15 protein-coding genes are annotated in these 15,486 nt (G+C 27.9%); 5 read left to right on the forward strand and 10 right to left on the reverse strand.

The window, feature by feature from the left end; translation table 11 throughout:
* Positions 1-4: 4 nt before the first annotated feature.
* The 3 genes from mnmA to tldD form a co-directional block, all read right to left on the reverse strand.
* Positions 5-1,099: a tRNA 2-thiouridine(34) synthase MnmA gene (gene mnmA, locus CDSE_RS01930; RefSeq protein WP_015396326.1), complete on the reverse strand. Its 1,095-nt coding sequence runs from the start codon at positions 1,097-1,099 to the stop codon at positions 5-7.
* A 101-nt stretch (positions 1,100-1,200) separates the two neighbouring features.
* Positions 1,201-2,274 (reverse strand): 3-deoxy-7-phosphoheptulonate synthase, encoded by a 1,074-nt coding sequence (locus CDSE_RS01935; protein WP_015396327.1) that lies wholly within the window; start codon positions 2,272-2,274, stop codon positions 1,201-1,203.
* A gap of 139 nt (positions 2,275-2,413) precedes the next feature.
* Positions 2,414-3,874, reverse strand: a complete 1,461-nt coding sequence (gene tldD / locus CDSE_RS01940) for a metalloprotease TldD (RefSeq protein WP_015396328.1) — start codon at positions 3,872-3,874, stop codon at positions 2,414-2,416.
* 264 nt (positions 3,875-4,138) lie between these two features.
* Between tldD and pepN the strand changes: the two genes are divergently transcribed.
* The gene (gene pepN / locus CDSE_RS01945) at positions 4,139-6,901 is read left to right on the forward strand and encodes an aminopeptidase N (RefSeq protein WP_015396329.1); all 2,763 of its coding nucleotides are present in this window, start codon (positions 4,139-4,141) and stop codon (positions 6,899-6,901) included.
* 10 nt (positions 6,902-6,911) lie between these two features.
* On the forward strand, positions 6,912-7,919 hold the full coding sequence (locus CDSE_RS01950; protein WP_015396330.1) for a class 1 fructose-bisphosphatase: 1,008 nt from the start codon (positions 6,912-6,914) through the stop codon (positions 7,917-7,919).
* Between the two features lie 43 nt (positions 7,920-7,962).
* Here the strand turns inward: CDSE_RS01950 and CDSE_RS01955 are convergent, their stop codons facing one another.
* Positions 7,963-9,273 carry a homoserine dehydrogenase gene (locus CDSE_RS01955; RefSeq protein WP_015396331.1) on the reverse strand — a complete coding sequence of 437 codons (1,311 nt, stop codon included), beginning with the start codon at positions 9,271-9,273 and terminating at the stop codon, positions 7,963-7,965.
* 204 nt (positions 9,274-9,477) lie between these two features.
* Here CDSE_RS01955 and CDSE_RS01960 point away from each other — a divergent pair, with 204 nt between their 5' ends.
* The 3 genes from CDSE_RS01960 to pdxA are packed head-to-tail and all read left to right on the forward strand — an operon-like array spanning position 9,478 to position 11,377.
* Complete coding sequence (locus CDSE_RS01960) at positions 9,478-9,876, forward strand: Mth938-like domain-containing protein (protein WP_015396332.1); 399 nt, start codon at positions 9,478-9,480, stop codon at positions 9,874-9,876.
* Positions 9,877-9,890: 14 nt separating this feature from the next.
* A complete protein-coding gene (locus CDSE_RS01965) occupies positions 9,891-10,364 on the forward strand; it encodes a peroxiredoxin (protein ID WP_015396333.1) in 474 nt (157 codons plus the stop codon).
* A gap of 5 nt (positions 10,365-10,369) precedes the next feature.
* Positions 10,370-11,377 (forward strand): 4-hydroxythreonine-4-phosphate dehydrogenase PdxA, encoded by a 1,008-nt coding sequence (gene pdxA / locus CDSE_RS01970; protein WP_015396334.1) that lies wholly within the window; start codon positions 10,370-10,372, stop codon positions 11,375-11,377.
* Between the two features lie 2 nt (positions 11,378-11,379).
* On the opposite strand, the gene CDSE_RS01975 is transcribed toward pdxA, so the two are convergent.
* The 6 genes from CDSE_RS01975 to folE2 form a co-directional block, all read right to left on the reverse strand.
* Positions 11,380-12,750: a replicative DNA helicase gene (locus CDSE_RS01975; protein WP_015396335.1), complete on the reverse strand. Its 1,371-nt coding sequence runs from the start codon at positions 12,748-12,750 to the stop codon at positions 11,380-11,382.
* A gap of 207 nt (positions 12,751-12,957) precedes the next feature.
* Positions 12,958-13,410, reverse strand: coding sequence for a 50S ribosomal protein L9 (rplI, locus tag CDSE_RS01980; protein ID WP_015396336.1), 453 nt, complete (start codon positions 13,408-13,410; stop codon positions 12,958-12,960).
* Positions 13,411-13,424: 14 nt separating this feature from the next.
* Complete coding sequence (gene rpsR, locus CDSE_RS01985) at positions 13,425-13,697, reverse strand: 30S ribosomal protein S18 (protein ID WP_015396337.1); 273 nt, start codon at positions 13,695-13,697, stop codon at positions 13,425-13,427.
* 69 nt (positions 13,698-13,766) lie between these two features.
* Positions 13,767-14,063 (reverse strand): primosomal replication protein N, encoded by a 297-nt coding sequence (locus tag CDSE_RS01990; RefSeq protein ID WP_015396338.1) that lies wholly within the window; start codon positions 14,061-14,063, stop codon positions 13,767-13,769.
* A 19-nt stretch (positions 14,064-14,082) separates the two neighbouring features.
* Positions 14,083-14,454: a 30S ribosomal protein S6 gene (gene rpsF, locus CDSE_RS01995; RefSeq protein ID WP_015396339.1), complete on the reverse strand. Its 372-nt coding sequence runs from the start codon at positions 14,452-14,454 to the stop codon at positions 14,083-14,085.
* A 150-nt stretch (positions 14,455-14,604) separates the two neighbouring features.
* A complete protein-coding gene (gene folE2 / locus CDSE_RS02000) occupies positions 14,605-15,423 on the reverse strand; it encodes a GTP cyclohydrolase FolE2 (protein ID WP_015396340.1) in 819 nt (272 codons plus the stop codon).
* Positions 15,424-15,486 lie beyond the last annotated feature (63 nt).

Raw genomic sequence — 15,486 nt, forward strand, 5'->3', positions numbered from 1 at the left:
CTATTTAACAAATAATCCCACCTCCTAAGCACACATCATTATCATATATTACTACAGACTGTCCTTCTGTTATAGCCCATTGATTTTCTAAGAATGAAACAATTAGTTTATTTTGATTGGTTTTTATAGTACAACTTGAATCTTGTTGTCTATATCTTGATTTTGCTGAAAATAAGTAATTATCTAATTTTTGAGGTTCACATCCTTCTATCCAATGTATATCTTCAGCTTCTAATAATTTTGACTGTAAAAGAGAACTATCTCGACCTTGTGATACATAAATAATATTATTATATAAATCTTTTTTTACAACATACCAGGCGTTATCGGAAACAGATAGGTTTTTTACTCCTCCTATTCCCAAACCTTTTCTTTGTCCTATTGTATAAAATGATATTCCATTATGCTCACCTATTTGTTTGCCATCTAGTGTTAAAATAGGACCTCTTTTAAATGGTATATATTTATTTAAAAAAGTTGTAAAAGATTTTTCTCCTATAAAACATATACCTGTTGAATCTTTCTTATAAGCATTAGGTAATCCTATTTTTTTTGCTAAAGCTCTTACATCTTTTTTATGTAGATTGCCTATTGGAAAAAGAGAACGAGAAAGTTGTTCTTGATTTAATCTATATAAAAAATAACTTTGATCCTTATTAAGATCAATAGCCTTTAATAATTGATATTTGTTTTCATTCTTCTTAATTCTTGCATAATGACCAGTTGCTATTTTTTTCGCACCTATTTTCAAAGAGTGATCCAGAAATGCTTTAAATTTTATTTCCGAATTACATAAAATATCAGGGTTGGGGGTTCTTCCTAAAGAATATTCTTTAAGGAAAATAGAAAATACTTTTTCTTTATAATCTTCTGAGAAGTTTACATACTCAAAATCTATGCCAATTAAATCAGCAACACTAGTTGCATCCAGCAAATCATTTTTTATAGAGCAAGAACTAGATTCATCATTTTCCCAATTTTGCATAAATAAACCAACTACCTTATAACCTTCTTCTTTTAATATCCAGGCAGCTACAGAAGAATCAACTCCTCCTGACATTCCAATAACAACCAACTCTTTAGATAATTTTTTAATCATTGTTCATCATTTTTTATATTTACTTAAAATAATAAAGACATTCTAGCAAATCGTTAGAATGTCTTTTAAATATAATTTAATAGTTAAATAGTTAATAAAATCTAATCATGTGTATGTGATAGAATTTGACGACGCACACGAACAGCTTCTGCTAAATTATTAAGAACTTTAACAGTAGTATTCCAATCTATACAACCATCAGTAATGCTTTTACCATACACTAAATCTTTACCAGGAATAAAATCTTGTCGTCCATATTCTAAATTGCTTTCTATCATTACTCCAAATATTCTTGACTCACCTTCTTTAAGTTGATTGCAAATATTATCTACAACTAAAGGTTGATTTTCTGGTTTTTTGTCACTATTAGAATGACTAGCATCTATCATTAATTTGGGTGATAAAGCAGCCTTGCCCATTTCTTCACTGGCATTCTGTACACTTAATTTATCATAATTAGGTTTTTTACCACCTCTTAAAATCATATGGCAATTCTCATTTCCTTCTGTGGAAACTATTGCAGAATGACCGCCCTTTGTTACAGATAAGAAATGATGTGGTTGAGAAGCTGTTTTGATTGCATCAATGGCTATCTTAACATTACCATCTGTTCCATTTTTAAATCCTACTGGGCATGACAATCCTGAAGCTAATTCACGATGAACTTGACTTTCTGTAGTTCTCGCTCCTATAGCTCCCCATGAAACTAAATCAGCAATATATTGGGGAGTAATCATATCAAGAAATTCACATCCAGCTGGTAACCCATGAGAATTTATGTTCAACAACAATTCTCTTGCAATTCTTATACCTTTATTTATATTAAAACTAGCATCTAAGTCAGGATCATTTATAAGACCTTTCCATCCTACAGTTGTGCGAGGTTTTTCAAAATAAACTCTCATAACTATTTCAAGATCATTTTTAAGTTCTTCTCTTAATCCATTTAAAAGTTTAGCATATTCTTTAGCGGCTTTTACATCATGAATAGAACATGGACCTACAACTATTACTAATCTATCATCAATACCGTATAGTATTTTATGAATAGCATTTCGTGCATTATGCACTACTGTTGAAATTTCACGAGTGCATTCCAGTTCTCTCATAACATGAGCAGGTGGATTTAATTCCTTAATTTCTCGTATGCGAAGATCATCTGTATTGTATGACACTGTACGACCTCATAGAATGATTATCTAATTTTGATAATTAGATATATTGTGCTTGATTATAAAAAAACAATTGTTTGAAAAGAGCATGTTTCATGCAAGATAATAAGCAAAATCAATGCTTTTTGCAAATTAAATAATTCTAATTAGTAGTTCCACCTACTGTAAGTTTATCTATTTTTATAGTTGGCATACCAACTCCTACAGGTACACTTTGTCCATCTTTACCACACATACCAACACCAGAATCAAGTTTAGAGTCATTTCCAATCATAGAAACTTGTTTCATAACCTCAGGGCCGTTACCTATTAATGTAGCACCCTTTATTGGAGTGGTAATTTTACCTTTTTCTATTAAATAGGCTTCAGAAGTAGAAAAAACAAATTTTCCACTGGTTATATCTACTTGACCACCAGCAAAATTAACAGCATATATCCCATTACTTACAGAGGAAACTATTTCTTCAGGAGTTGAAGATCCTGATACCATATATGTGTTTGTCATCCTAGGTAAAGGTATATGAGCAAATGATTCACGTCTACCATTACCAGTTATGTTAGAATTCATCAATTTTGCATTCATGATATCTTGCATATATCCACATAAAATACCATCTTCAATAAGAATATTGCTCTTTGTTTCATTACCTTCATCATCTATATTTAATGAACCTCTTTTATAAGGAATAGAGCCGTTATCTATAACTGTAACTCCCTTATTAGCAACCCTTTCTCCTATCTTTCCAGAAAAAACACTGGACCCTTTACGATTAAAATCACCTTCTAAACCATGACCAACAGCTTCATGCAATAGAATTCCAGGCCAACCATTTCCTAAAACTACGATCATTTCCCCTGCTGGGGCAGGTATTGCTTCTAAATTATTGATTGATTCTTTAACTGCATGATCAACATATGACGAAAGTATTTCATCAGAAAAAAAAGAAAAATCTGTTCTGCCACCACCCCCAGAATGTCCAATTTCCCTACGACCATTTTTTTCAGATATTACAGTTATAGAGATTCTTACCAATGGTCTTATATCAGCAACTATTTTACCATCACTTGCTGCTACGATAATTACTTCATATTCTGCTGCCAAACTTGCCATTACTTGTGAAACTAATGGATTACAACCTTTGGCCATTTTTTCTATTTTTTCTAATAAATTAACCTTATCGTTAGCAGATAAAGAATTTATAAAATTTGAATTGTTATATAAATTATTATTAATGACTGACGGTACGTATACTTTTTTATAACTAGAAGAATTTGAGTTCCCAATACTACGAACTATTTGTGATGATTTTAAAATAGAATCTAAAGATATTGAATCAGAATATGAAAAAGCAGTTTTTTCTCCACTAATAGATCTTATTCCTACCCCATGATTTATAGAAAAATTACCTGTTTTTACAATACCTTCTTCTAAACTCCAACTTTCTCTAAGTGCATATTGAAAGTATAAGTCAGCATAATCAATTTTATTGGAAAATATAATTCCTATGGCTTTATTTATGGTATTTTCATCAATACCAAAAGGATCTAAAAGAATATTTTTAGCAATGTGAAAATTATTATTTTTAGAGTTATTTATATTCATATATATGTAGATTAATGGACTGGATAAATATTTTTTATTATTTAATAATATCTAAAGTAATTAAATTCATTTTAAATGTTTATACTAACATTATTAGAATTAATAATTCTTATTAAATATAGAATAAAATAATTTGTAATCATTTTAAATGATTCAATCAAAATTCTCATAATAAATATTTTAAACTATTTTTAATAAAGACTTTTAATAAAATATGTATTAGAAATAGATTTTGAGCAATTTGTTTAACCAAAAAAGTAAATCATGCTAGAAATAGAAAACATAAAACATCCTAAAACTATATACCGTAGTGATTATAAAGAATATCCATTTAATATAAAAAAAATAGATTTGCAAATAGATCTTGATATAGATTGCACTGTAGTAACAAATATAATGCAAATTGAACGTAAAAATTCATTCAAAAAAGAAAGAAATATAATTTTTAATATTGACTCAAAAGAAGTTGATTTAGTTCAAATAGAGATAGATGGTAAAAAATTATGCGAGGAAGATTATATATTAAATAATAATTTATTGTTAATGAAAAACATACCTGATGTTTTTAATCTACAAATTACAACGAAATGCTTTCCTTCTAAAAATTCTAGCATGATGGGTTTATATATATCAAATAATAATTTTTTTACTCAGTGTGAACCTGAAGGATTTAGAAAAATAACATGCTTCCCAGATAGACCAGATGTGATGTCTAAATACACTGTAACATTAAGATCTGATAAAAAATATTCCACTCTCTTATCTAATGGCAATTTAATTAAAAAAAATATTTTAGATGATGGAAGACACGAATTTATTTGGGATGATCCCTTTCCTAAACCAAGCTATTTGTTTGCGTTAGTTGGAGGTAATTTTTCATGTAGAGAAAAAAATATTAAAACTAATAAAGGAAGAGATGTAAAACTACAAATATACTGTGATCATGAATTTGATTCTAAAACAGAATGGGCAATGTATTCTTTAATAAAAGCAATAGAATGGGATGAAAAAAAATATAATTTAGAGTTAGATTTAGATAGATTTATGATAGTGGCAGTTAAAGATTTTAATATGGGCGCTATGGAAAATAAAGGTTTAAATATTTTTAACATAGCTTATGTTATCGCTGATCAATATAGTTCTACTGATTCAGATTATGAAAATGTAATGGCAGTTATAGGACATGAATATTTTCATAATTGGACAGGTAATAGAGTTACATGTAGAGATTGGTTCCAATTAAGTTTAAAAGAAGGATTAACTGTTTTTCGAGAACAAGAATTCTGTAGTGATATTATTTCTGAATTAGCATCAACAAATAAAATAAAAACAAGTGTAAAAGCACTTAAACGTATAGATGATGTAATAGCATTAAGAACATACCAATTTCCTGAAGACTCTAGTTCTAATGCTCATCCTATTCGACCAAATAGTTATCAAGAAATAAGTAATTTTTATACGACAACTATTTATGAGAAAGGAGCTGAGATAATTAGAATGCAGCATACTTTACTTGGAGAAAAAAACTTTCTTGCAGGAATGAGTAAATATTTTGAGCTTTATGATGGTAAAGCAGTTACTTGTGATGATTTTGTTAATGTAATGGAATCTATTTATATAGAAAAGAACATTAATAATGAATGCAAAGATTTCACTGTATTTAAGAACTGGTATGAACAAGCAGGAACACCTATTGTAAATGTTACTTTAGATTATGATAAGAAAAATGAATTATGTATAATAACTCTTAGTCAAAAATGTGATTTTGTTGGAATAGAAAAAAATACTAAGAATTTTTTTAAAGAAAAGAAAATATTTCATATTCCTTTTGCTATTGGTTTATTAGATGAAAATGGTGAAAGTATTGATTTAATTTGCAACGAGAAAAATATTATCAATACAAATAATTCTTCTAACACCATGATTCTAGAGCTATATAAAGAAAGTCAAAGTTGGACATTTAAGAATATAAAAAATATCCCTATTCCTTCTTTATTAAGAAATTTTTCTTCTCCTGTAAAAGTAGAGTATCAATACTCAAATAAAGAACTATATATACTGTCTAACAAAGACACAGATTATTTTGCTAGATGGGAAGCTATACAAGAATTAAGTACTCGTCAAATAATTTCAAAATTATATCCAAATAAAGAATTAAGTTCTGAAATTGAAGAAAATTTAATTACTATCTTTAAAAATATTTTGCTAGATAATGATATTGATTCATCTTATTGCGCTAAATTATTAACTATTCCTGATGAAAAAATAATATTTGGTCGTGTAGAAAAAATTGATCCAATTGAAATATATAAAGCTCGCAGATCATTGCTAACTAATATTGGCAAGAAGCTATCGCAATATTTTTATAATAAACTAGATAAACTAGAAAATCTCATATCTTCTAATTCCAAGATGTATGATCCTATAATTAGTAACAATCGTTTTTTAAAGAATTTAATTATTAAATATTTAATATCTGCTAATGCTACTGTTATTGAAGATAAAGTAGAGAAAGATTTTTATAATTCTAATAATATGACAGATAGCCTCTCTCTGCTTTCAGATTTATTAAATTTTGGAAATAATTTAAAAGCAAAAAAAGCACTTTCTTATTTTTATGACAAGTGGAAATCTAATCCTTTAGTAATAGATAAATGGTTTGCATTACAAGCCTCTTCAGAAAGAACTACCATTAATGAAATAAAAGAATTAATGAACCATCAAGATTTTACAATCATAAATCCTAATAGAGCAAGATCTTTAATTTTTCAATTTTGTTTTAGAAATTATTTAGGAATGCACAATCTTAATGGTCTAGGATATCAATTCTGGGCAGAACAAGTTATTGCTATAGATGCTATAAATCCAGAAATAGCAGCAAGATTATCAAGAGCATTAGATAATTGGAATTTATTTATTCCAGAAATAAAAGATAAAATGTATGAGGCTCTTATAAAAGTTTATAAACATCAAAATCTATCAAAAAATACCTTTGAAATAATATCAAAAAATTTAAATATTCTATAAGGAGAAATATTTGGGTAGCACTAATTTAAATAACTTTTTAAATGAGAAGTATGTTTCTTGTCAATTAGATAAAGAATTATTTTATTTAATAGAAATAGTTGCTGATTCTTGTAAAAAAATTAGTAATATTATTAGAAATGAAAAAAATAAAGATTTATTTGGAGACTCTAATAGTTTTAATATTCAAGGGGAGCAACAGAAAAAATTAGATGTAATAGCTAATGAAATTCTTATAAAAGATACTCAATCTAGTGGGTATATAGCAGGAATAGCTTCAGAAGAATTAGATGATATTTATAAAATACCAGAAATTTATAAAAAAGGGAAATATATATTATTATTTGATCCTTTAGATGGATCTTCAAATATAGATGTTAATATATCTATTGGAACAATTTTTTCTATATTGGAAATTCCAGATAAATTTACCATAAATAATATTAAAGAAATAGATTATTTACAACCTGGCATCAACCAAATAGCAGCTGGTTATGTGTTATATGGACCAAAAACTAATCTTAATATATCATTTGGACAAGGTGTATCTTCTTTTTTTTTGGATGCTTATAATTCTTGGATACTATCTGAAGAAAAAATTACTATTCCAGAAAACACTAATGAATTCTCTGTTAATATTTCAAATATGAGGTTTTGGGAATCTCCTATAAAAAAATATATATCAGATTGTTTATCTGGTTTAGATGGTCCTTTAGCTAAAAATTATAATATGCGTTGGGTTGGATCAATGGTTGCTGACGTGCATAGAATTTTAAAAAAAGGAGGTATTTTTCTATATCCCAATGATTTTCGTTTAACAGGTAAAACTGGAAAATTAAGATTAATGTACGAAGTAAATCCAATGAGTTTTTTGATAGAACAAGCTGGTGGATTATCAATAGATTGTGAAAATAACTCTATTTTAGAAATAAAACCAACAAAACTACATCAAAGAATAGGAGTAATTCTAGGCTCAAGAAAAGAAGTTAATATAGTTAAAAAATATATTAATGAACTTTAGTTAGTTACAGTGTAGATAATATTATCTACACTGTAACTAACTGTTAATTTATATTTTCTATTCTAAGTTTAGTAACTTTTGATTGAACTACAGGTAAAGATTCTATCTGTTTAATAGCTTGATTTATATTTCGTTCTATAGATTCATGTGTTATAAAAATAATATTTGCTTCATTTTTATTATCTATACATGTTTCTTGTATCATTGACCCTATAGAAATATTAGAAATAGCAAGTATTTTAGAAATATCTGCTAATACCCCTGGTTGATCTTGAACTCTTAATCTTAAATAATAAGAAGTTGATATTAACTCAATAGGCAGAATACGTGCATCTGATAAAGAATCAGCTTGAAATGCCAAATGAGGAACTCTACTTCCAGGATCAGCAGTTTGCAATCTAGTTACATCTACTAAATCAGCTATTACTGCTGAAGCAGTTGGTTCTCCTCCTGCTCCCTGTCCATAATATAAAGTTGGGCCAACTGCATCACCTCTAACAAATACAGCATTCATTACTCCCTCTACATTTGATAATAAACAACTAGATGGTATTAATGCAGGATGTACTCTTAATTCTATTCCATCTGGTCTATATTTTGTTATAGCTAATAATTTGATACGATATCCTAGTTTTTCAGCATGAACAATATCTTCTGATGATAACTGAGAAATTCCTTCTATATGGGCACTATCAAATTGAACAGGAATACCAAAAGATAAAGATGCTAATAATGTAAGCTTATGAGCAGCATCTACACCTTCCACATCAAAAGTTGGATCTGATTCAGCATATCCTAATTTTTGGGCTTGTTGTAATACTTCTTTAAATGGTAAATTAGTAGAACGCATTTCAGATAATATGAAATTAGTTGTTCCATTTATTATACCAGCTATAAATTTTATACGATTGGCTGTCAATCCTTCTCTAATCGCTTTTATAATTGGAATACCACCTGCTACAGCAGCTTCAAATGCAACCATTACTCCTTTGGATGATGCTTTTGCAAAAATTTCATTGCCATGCTTAGCTAACATAGCTTTGTTTGCTGTAACTACATGTTTACCATTTTCAATGGCTTCTTTAACCAAATCTAATGCAATAGTATCACCGCCTATTAACTCAACAATTATATCAATATTAGGATCTCTTACTAAATCAAATGCATTCTGAACTACTTCTGCTTTTCCATTTACTAAAGATCGAGCGCTATCCACATTAAGAGTTGCAATTTTAGAAATTTCTATTTTTCTACCAGCACGTCTTTCAATTTCTTTCGCATTTCTATTTAAAACAGTCCATGTACCACTACCAACAACACCCATGCCAAGTAGGCCAACTTTTATAGAATCCATTTATATCTCTACCATTATTTAAAATATACAACAATTCATAAACATAGTTTATGATAACATGCTCATATTCATATATATACTTAATCAGATCAATTTCATACATATTTTTACAAAAAATTATCTTGATATATAAATGACAGTCAATATTTTAATTATAATAATTATTAGTAAAAATACTTCGTGTATATCTTGGAGATCAATATATTGAAGCTGTATCTAGAGAACTCTAATTATATAAATACTATAGATTCATATGGCAATAGTTTTATAGAAATCAATAAAAAAATATATGAGAAACCTATATATTTCACTGTAAATAGTGAAGTAAAAGAATGGATTGTTGATGATATTACTAATATATCTACTAAAGATATATCTTTCTTAATTAAGAATAGATTATTAGATTTAGATTTGAATTATAATTTATTCCTAATAGGAACGGGAAATAAATATAAAAATATAGATATGAAAATATTCATTCCATTATTTAATAAAGGTATTGGAGTAGAAATTATGAATACTAGATCTGCAATTTATACTTATAATATGATTACTATACAAAATAGAAATATTATATTTGCTGCATCTCCTATAACAAACTGAATATCATAAATCATATGAGTAATTTTATTATAAAACAAGCTCCAATTTTTACAGCTAAAACCACACAAGGACTGATTAATATAGAAAATTATTTTTATATTAAAAATATAGTGTTATTTTTTTATCCTAAAGATAATACTCCTGGATGTACTAAAGAAAATATAGACTTTAAAAATTTATATAATGACTTTACTAATAATAATACTGAAATATTAGGAATTTCTAGAGACACTATAAAATCACATGAAAATTTTAAATGTAAATATGATTTACCTTATAATCTTATATCTGATGATGATGAAAAAATTTGTAAATTATACGATGTTCTTAAGAAAAAAAACATTTTTGGTAAAAGTTTTTATGGCATAGAAAGAAGTACCTTTTTAATAGATATGAAAGCAAATATTATTCAAGAGTGGCGACGCGTAAAAGTTGAAAATCATGCTCAAGAAGTATTAAATTTTATACATAATCTTAATAGCAAATAAAATATATGAAATTACCCATTATTGGTATAACAATGGGGGATCCTTTTGGTGTTGGCCCTGAAATTATTATAAAATCTTTTCTAAATGGATTCTCTACTCCCACCGTAATTTATGGTGATATTTATATTCTAAATAAAGCTGCTGAACTAATTAATAAAAAAATAGATATTGTTTCTATACAATCTAGTGATTTAAAAACAAATAATGATTTGTTTATTTCTAATAGAAAGTTATATGTTATAGAGAGTTATAGGATAAATCAAAAGCAATTTACTCCAAGTAAGACTAGTAGTATTGGAGGGTTTGCTTCATATCAATATATTATAAATGCGGTACAAGATGCTTTATCAAACAAAATAAATGCTATAGTAACAGCCCCTATAAACAAAGAATCTTTTAGCAAGGCAGGGATAAATTTTCCTGGTCATACAGAGTTATTAGCAAATTTAACTAATACTAGTGATTTTGGAATGATGATGTTGAATGATTCATTAAAAATAATTCTAGTTACAATTCATTTGCCATTATCAAAAGTTAGCGAATTTATTAATATTAAGAATGAATTAAAATATATCAAAATGGCTAACGATGTTTGTGTTAATCTTGGAATAAGAAATCCCATTATTGGAGTTGCAGGGTTAAATCCTCATGCTGGTGAAAATGGTAAATTTGGTAATGAAGAAATTGATAGTATAATTCCTGCAATTAACGAAGCTCGTGATAATGGAATTAATGTATCTGGTCCATGGCCTGGTGATACTATATTTATGAAGGCAAGAAATGGAGATTTTGATATAGTAGTAGCTCAATATCATGACCAAGGATTGATACCTATAAAGTATTTGGGTATAGATAATGGTGTTAATGTAACAATTGGTTTGCCGATTATAAGAACAAGTGTAGATCATGGTACAGCTTTTGATATAGCTTGGAAAAACGGCATAGCTGATAATCAATCTTTGTTATCAGCTATTAGTGTAGCTATTGATCTTTCAAAAAAACAAAAATCATAAATCTAATTAGAACTGGTAGTATTAGCAAAATTTAGAAATCTTGTTGTTGGACCTTGGAATGTTAATCTTATAGTACCTATTGGACCGTTTCTTTGTTTGCCAATTATAATTTCTGCTATTCCCTTATCTTGTGAATCTGGATTGTAAATTTCATCTCTATATATAAATAGAATTAAATCAGCATCTTGTTCTATTGCTCCAGATTCTCTTAAATCACTCATTACAGGTCTTTTATTTTGCCTTTGTTCTAAACTACGATTTAATTGCGACAATGCAATCAAAGGACAATTTAATTCTTTAGCTAAACTTTTTAAAGAACGGCTTATTTCAGAAATTTCAGTGGCTCTATTTTCTTCCCCACTACCAGACATTAATTGCATATAATCTATTATAACCAAACCAAGTTGACCACATTGGCGTGATAACCTACGAGTTTTAGCTCTTACTTCCATTACATTTAAAGCTGGAGTTTCATCAATGTATAATTGAGCATCTTGCATTACCTGTATAGCATTCGTTATCTTTGGCCAGTCTTCTTCTGTTAATTTTCCAGTACGAATTCTATGTTGGTCTATAATACCTATAGAACCTAACATTCTCATTGCCAATTGAGTTGCACTCATTTCCATAGAGAAGATGGCAACAGGCAAACCATGTTCTATAGAAACAAACTCTCCTATATTCATAGAAAATGCTGTTTTCCCCATTGATGGTCTTCCAGCTACAACGATTAAGTCTCCAGGTTGCAAGCCTGACGTCATTTTATCTAAATCTATAAATCCAGTTGGAACTCCTGTTACATCTGAATCACTATCTCGACTATAAAGTTCGTCTATTCTTTCTACTACCTGCGCTAAAAGCGGTTGTATTTCTTGAAAACCAACAAAATTAGATAATCTATCTTGAGCAATTTTAAATACTTTAGCTTCTGCCTCGTCTAATATTTGTCTAGCTTCTTTGCCTTTGGTATTGAGTGCATCTTCTGATATTTCATCTGCTATTGAAACTAATTTTCTTAATACTGAACGTTCTCGTACTATTTCTGCGTATCTACGTATATTAGCAGCAGAAGGAGTATTATGAGCTAATGCATTTAAGTATTCCAATCCTCCAACATTCTCTGATTTTCCAGAACTTACTAAAGAATCATTAACAGTAATTACATCAGCAGGACGATCTAAACTAATTAAACTCTCTATATGATTCCATATTATTTTATGTTCACTTTTATAAAAATCTTCTGCTTTTATAACATCAGATATTCTATCCCAAGTTGAATTGTCTATAAGCAAACCACCTAAAACAGACTGTTCTGCTTCCACAGAATTTGGAGGAACACGTAAGTAATCTAATTTTTTAGATTCATCTTTCATAATTATTAAACTTATTCAAATAATAACAAAATTCCAAAAATTGTATTTGTTATTTATGCAATAATAGATCAGTAGAGATTGTTAATAAAAACAAAAAAAGATTAAATAATTTATTGCAAAAATCCAATATATAGGATTTTAATAATTATATAGGATTTTAATAATTACCAGAATTGGATTGGAAACCCATTCTGGTAATTAGAGTTGCTAGGAATCCTGTTTGGAAACCACCAAAGTTATTTCAACACTAACATCTGGATGCAATCTTATATTTGCAACAAATTCACCAATAGTTTTTATATGATCTACTGATAGAATTATTTGAGATTTATTAATATCAAAGCCTAATTTCTTTAAATGTTCAGATACATCAATACTGCTAACTGAACCGAAAAGCCTACCATCAACGCTTGTTTTTTGAGGAATTAATAACTTCAAACCAGATAATTTATTGCTAATGTTGGTAGCATTATTAAATTTTTCTAATTGTATTTTTTCTAATTCAATTCTTTTATTTTCAAATTCTTGAATAGCTTTCTTAGTAGCACGACGTGCTATTTTTTTAGGAATTAGAAAATTTCTTGCATACCCATCTTTTACTCGTACTATATCACCTAGATTACCTAGTGTCGAAATTTTCTCTAATAAAATGATTTCCATATTAACTCACACAATTATTTATGATTATCTGTATAAGGCAACAAAGCTAAGAAACGTGCTCTTTTAATAGCTATTCCTAATTGACGCTGATATATTGCTTTTGTTCCTGTAAGACGAGCAGGTATTATCTTACCATTTTCTTGTATGAAATCTTTTAATGTATCTACGTCTTTGTAATCTATTTCTTCTACATTGGCAACTGTAAATCTGCAAAATTTGCGACGTTTAAACAAAGGATTTTGTTGTACAAATTTACGTTTTTCCTTAGGTTTTCCATAAAACGACATTTTTATACCTTTAAATTTGGCTATAAATTAAAAACTCAAAGTTAAATTCTTATAAGAAATACTCTTATATTAATCACTAAGATTTATTATTCTTTGTAAATGAAATCTTAACGACATAGAGTTTCTATACTTTAATGCGATGAAACCACTAACACAAAATTCTTTATCATTAGGGATTTTATTTATAACATTAGTCAAATCACCTACAACAATAGAATTAATCAATAAATTTACATCTCTCTCAATACCAGCTTCTATCACTTTAGAAAAACTCTTCAAGGTTATTTCTAATATCGGAACACCAGCATGATTATATCTTATAGTATTTCTACTTATAATCATCGCACTAAGGTTAAGAACATTCATTATTATAGTTGATTAACTATTATTCTGATTGATCAATATCTTCATCCAATAAACTATTGGCTTCTTCTTTTTTTACAGATTTCATCATAATAGAAAGATCTGTAACAGGTTTTTTCTTTTTAATCAATAAATGTCTCAAAATAGCATCATTATAACGAAATGAGTTTTCTAACTCATCAAGAATATCTTGAGAACATTCAATATTCATACAAATATAATGTGCCTTTGCTAATTTCTGAATTGGGTATGCTAATTGACGTCTACCCCAATCTTCTGTACGGTGAACTAATCCCTTACCATCTGTAACAAGAGAACTATATCTTTCTATCATAGATTGTATTTGTTCACTCTGATCAGGATGAACTATAAACACAATTTCATAATTTTTCATAACAATAAAACTCCTTGTGGTTGTTTAGAAAATACAGTTTAATGTATTCAATCAAAACAGCCAGATATAAATCTGGCAAGTATATAAAATTTAAATATTTTAATTATACTAATTAAAATATTTAGTTAAAATTTATCATTCTTACGGATATTATACACTTTTTTCAATCACTGCATAAGCAGAATGATTATGTATAGATTCAAAATTTTCAGCTTCTATTTTATATTTAGAAATATTAATTAAATTTTTATCTATGCGAGAAGCTAAATCTCGAATTAAGTCTTCTACAAATTTAGGATGATCGTAAGCATACTCTGTAACATATTTCTCATCCGGTCTTTTTAGTAAAGACCATAGTTCACAAGAAGACTCTTCTTCGGCAAATCTAATAAATTTAGAAATGCTAATATCTGAAATTTCTTTAAAAATAATAGATAATGTTATATTAGATCTTTGATTATGAGCACCATAAGTAGAAATGGCCTTAGAACAAGGACATAAGCTAGTTACTGGAATTTGCAAGATTAATTCAAACTCATCTTTTGATTCCTTGTTAACACGTACTATAAATTCTACTTGATAATTCATTAAACTTTTTACTTTAGAAACTGGTGCTGTTTTTTCCATAAAAAAAGGGAAAGATAAGGAAATATCACCACTATTAGATTGTAATAAATCTAACATTTCCAAAGCCATTTGATGTAGTAATTCCGGAGTTAAAATTTTTAAACGATATTGTTCCAATAATGTTATGAATCTAGACATATGAGTACCTTTATCCTTTTCGGATAAAGAAACGGTCATTGTCCAATTAGCTGTAGTATTTTGAGTTTTAGAATCTAAATCTGAAATAATAGCAGGCAAGCAAAGATTACGAATACCGACGCGTTTGATAGGAATATGTCTTTTATCACTTAAACTTTGTATATCAGGTATTGTAGAATCTGGATTTAAAGTATTAATAGTCATTTATTAAAATCAATCTAATTAGTTTTAGAAATAAAGTGGTATATTTTCAGAATTTATTATTAT

It is taken from the genome of Candidatus Kinetoplastibacterium desouzaii TCC079E (assembly GCF_000340795.1).
GTDB classification, from domain to species: Bacteria; Pseudomonadota; Gammaproteobacteria; order Burkholderiales; family Burkholderiaceae_B; genus Kinetoplastidibacterium; species Kinetoplastidibacterium desouzai.

Excerpts from the sequence above, each read along its gene's own strand:
- rpsF (WP_015396339.1), bottom strand. The coding sequence starts at position 14,454 with ATGAAAAATTATGAAATTGTGTTTATAGTTCATCCTGATCAGAGTGAA.
- CDSE_RS01975 (WP_015396335.1), bottom strand. The coding sequence starts at position 12,750 with ATGAAAGATGAATCTAAAAAATTAGATTACTTACGTGTTCCTCCAAAT.
- pepN (WP_015396329.1), top strand. The coding sequence starts at position 4,139 with ATGCTAGAAATAGAAAACATAAAACATCCTAAAACTATATACCGTAGT.
- CDSE_RS01955 (WP_015396331.1), bottom strand. The coding sequence starts at position 9,273 with ATGGATTCTATAAAAGTTGGCCTACTTGGCATGGGTGTTGTTGGTAGT.
- CDSE_RS01965 (WP_015396333.1), top strand. The coding sequence starts at position 9,891 with ATGAGTAATTTTATTATAAAACAAGCTCCAATTTTTACAGCTAAAACC.
- folE2 (WP_015396340.1), bottom strand. The coding sequence starts at position 15,423 with ATGACTATTAATACTTTAAATCCAGATTCTACAATACCTGATATACAA.
- rplI (WP_015396336.1), bottom strand. The coding sequence starts at position 13,410 with ATGGAAATCATTTTATTAGAGAAAATTTCGACACTAGGTAATCTAGGT.
- tldD (WP_015396328.1), bottom strand. The coding sequence starts at position 3,874 with ATGAATATAAATAACTCTAAAAATAATAATTTTCACATTGCTAAAAAT.
- pdxA (WP_015396334.1), top strand. The coding sequence starts at position 10,370 with ATGAAATTACCCATTATTGGTATAACAATGGGGGATCCTTTTGGTGTT.
- mnmA (WP_015396326.1), bottom strand. The coding sequence starts at position 1,099 with ATGATTAAAAAATTATCTAAAGAGTTGGTTGTTATTGGAATGTCAGGA.
- rpsR (WP_015396337.1), bottom strand. The coding sequence starts at position 13,697 with ATGTCGTTTTATGGAAAACCTAAGGAAAAACGTAAATTTGTACAACAA.
- CDSE_RS01990 (WP_015396338.1), bottom strand. The coding sequence starts at position 14,063 with ATGAATGTTCTTAACCTTAGTGCGATGATTATAAGTAGAAATACTATA.